This is a genomic window from Candidatus Methylomirabilota bacterium, assembly GCA_036005065.1.
Lineage (GTDB): Bacteria > Methylomirabilota > Methylomirabilia > Rokubacteriales > DASRDR01 > DASYQW01.
Map to the genome: position 1 here is coordinate 1 of DASYQW010000241.1, position 2341 is coordinate 2341.

The window sequence follows — 2341 nt, forward strand, 5'->3', positions numbered from 1 at the left end:
TACAGCAAGGCGGCAGGGGAGCTGGCCCTCCGGTGGGCCGAGGTGAGCCGGCTGATGTTCGACTACCAGACGCGCGCGCTGTCGGCGGTCGAGAGCTATCTCCGCGCCCGTGGTGGGGAAAGCTAGGGCGGGGCCCTCTTCGCCGGCCAGCGGGCACTCGCCGTTCGAATGCCGACGGATGTCGGGGTCGGCACCTCGCTTGCACAGCTGGGGTGTCGTGGCGCGGATTCTCGTTATCGACGATGACTTGGGATGGCGCGAACTCTACGGGCTCGAGCTCGGAGACGCCCACGAGATTCTCCAGACCGCCGATCCGATCGAAGGCCTCGACTACGTGTACGCCTTTGCCCCGGATCTCCTGATCCTGGACTGTCAGATGCCGGAGATGTCGGGTCCGGAGCTTCTGGCCACGCTGCGCACCCGAGGCATCCGCGTCCCCGTGATCCTCTGCACCGCGAATCCGAGCCAGGTCCGCGACGTGAAATGCGACGGCGTGGTCGCCAAGACCACCGATCTGCGACGCCTGCGGCGTACCATAGACCGGGTCCTGGCCGAGCGGGACTCGCGTCGCCACGGGCGCGCAGCCTGACCGTCGAACGCGGGCCGCCCGGGAGAACCGGTGGCCACGACATCGCGTTCCTGGCTTTCCCGATCCTCGTCGCCCTCCTGGTGGCTCGCTGCGGTCATCGCGCTCCTCGTCGCGGGCTGCGCGACGGCGCCCCCGCCGAGCCCGGCGCCTCCCCCCGTCGCCGCGCCGACGCCTCCGCCCGTCGCCGCGCCGGCGCCCAGCCCCGGCGGGGGTCCGATCGTCACCACGCCCCCGCCCTCCCCACTTCCGGAGCCGTCCGCTCCGCCGACGACGGTGCCGCTGCCACCAACCCCGCCACCGGCCCCGCCTCCGGCTTCTCCTCCGGGGCCGCCGGCTCCAGACCCGGCCGAGGCAGCCGACCGTGAGCTGGCGGCCCGCGTCGAGCGAGCCCTGGCGGGGGATCCGGCCCTGCGCGACGCGGTGATCGAGGCCGAGGCGCACGGCGGCCAGGTCACCCTCAAGGGTACCGTCCCGACCTTCCGCGAGCGCGCCCGCGCGATCGAAGCGGCGCTGCGGGTGCCCGGCGTGAGGAGCGTCCGCCCGCGTCTGTCCCTCCAATCCCGATGACGATCGTCACCCGGCGGGACGCGAGCGGCGTCGAGGTCGCGCTCCCGTCCCGGCCGGCCCGCATCGTCTCGCTGATTCCCAGCATCACCGAGATCCTGTTCGCTCTCGGGCTCGACGAGCGGATCGCCGGCGTCACCCGGTTCTGAGTCGAGCCGCGGGGCCGGGTGGCCTCGAAGCCGAAGGTCGGAGGCGAGAAGGACCCCGATCTCGAGAAGATCCGCGCCCTCGTCCCCGATCTCGTCGTGGCCAACATCGAGGAGAACCGCCGGGACGTCGTGGAGCGGCTCCGAGCGTGGGGCATCCCGGTGTGGGTCACATTCCCTCGGTCGGTCTGGGATGGCATCCAGCTCGTCCGCGAGCTGGGCGAGGTGACCGGCGCGGTCGCCGAAGGGACCGCGCTGGCCGCCGCCCTCGAGGAGCGCTATCACGCGGCCGAGCGGGTGACGGCGGGACGGCCGCCCGTCCGCGTGTTCTGCCCGATCTGGCGGGGGCCGTACATGACCGTGAACCGCGATACCTACGTCCACGACATGCTCCGCATCTCGGGGGGCGGCAACATCTTCGCCGACCGGCCCGCGCGCTACCCCGAGGTCACCCTCGAGGAGGTCGCGGCCGCCGCTCCCGAAGTCATCCTCCTGCCCGACGAGCCCTATCGCTTCCGCCCCGCGCACCTGCCCGATTTCCAGGCGTTTCCGGAGATCCCCGCCGTGGCCGCCGGGCGCCTTCGCTTCGTCGACGGCAAGCTCCTTTCCTGGTATGGGCCCCGGATCGCCGAAGCCCTCGAGCGCCTCCCGGCGTTCCTGGCGCTCTGAGCGGCCGTCTTGGCATCGGCGAGCTCGAGCCAGAGTTCGACCTCCACCGGCATGCCGCCGGCGAGCCCACGGGCGGGCCGGAGCCACACCACCGGCGCGTTGGCCGGGCCGAAGGCCTGCCGCACGACCGCGACACCACCCGCGACCACGCCGTGCCGGAGCGCATCGGGAGTGGCGTCGACGAAGCAGGTGAGGGCGACGCACCGGCGGAGTCGTGCCAGCGAGCCGACTCCGGCCCGCGCCGCCGCGAGGGCGTTCAGCGTGGCGAGGCGTACGGCGGCCCGGGTCTGAGCGGGCGTCAGCTCACGCCCGGCCCGACCCCGGTAGCGGAGGACGCCTCGGCGCTCGGGATCGTGGCCCGAGACGAAGAGGA

Annotated in this window: 4 protein-coding genes; all 4 read left to right on the forward strand. The window is 73.0% G+C overall.

All coding sequences use genetic code 11. From position 1 onward, the window contains the following. Nucleotides 1–178: 178 nt before the first annotated feature. The 4 genes from VGW35_17400 (at nucleotide 179) to VGW35_17415 (ending at nucleotide 1968) form a co-directional block, all read left to right on the forward strand. A complete protein-coding gene (locus VGW35_17400; GenBank protein HEV8309439.1) occupies nucleotides 179–589 on the forward strand; it encodes a response regulator in 411 nt (136 codons plus the stop codon). Nucleotides 590–862: 273 nt separating this feature from the next. Beyond that, entirely contained in the window at nucleotides 863–1156 is a 294-nt protein-coding gene (locus VGW35_17405) for a BON domain-containing protein (protein HEV8309440.1), read from the forward strand. Then, on the forward strand, nucleotides 1153–1302 hold the full coding sequence (locus VGW35_17410; GenBank protein HEV8309441.1) for a hypothetical protein: 150 nt from the start codon (nucleotides 1153–1155) through the stop codon (nucleotides 1300–1302). The genes VGW35_17405 and VGW35_17410 overlap by 4 nt, the downstream gene beginning before the upstream one ends. Nucleotides 1303–1320: 18 nt before the next feature. After that, nucleotides 1321–1968 (forward strand): helical backbone metal receptor, encoded by a 648-nt coding sequence (locus VGW35_17415; GenBank protein ID HEV8309442.1) that lies wholly within the window; start codon nucleotides 1321–1323, stop codon nucleotides 1966–1968. The last annotated feature ends 373 nt before the right edge of the window (nucleotides 1969–2341 follow it).

What these genes read in the sequence shown, in the direction of transcription:
- VGW35_17400 (HEV8309439.1), top strand. Translation starts at nt 179, where the DNA reads ATGTCGGGGTCGGCACCTCGCTTGCACAGCTGGGGTGTCGTGGCGCGG.
- VGW35_17410 (HEV8309441.1), top strand. Translation starts at nt 1,153, where the DNA reads ATGACGATCGTCACCCGGCGGGACGCGAGCGGCGTCGAGGTCGCGCTC.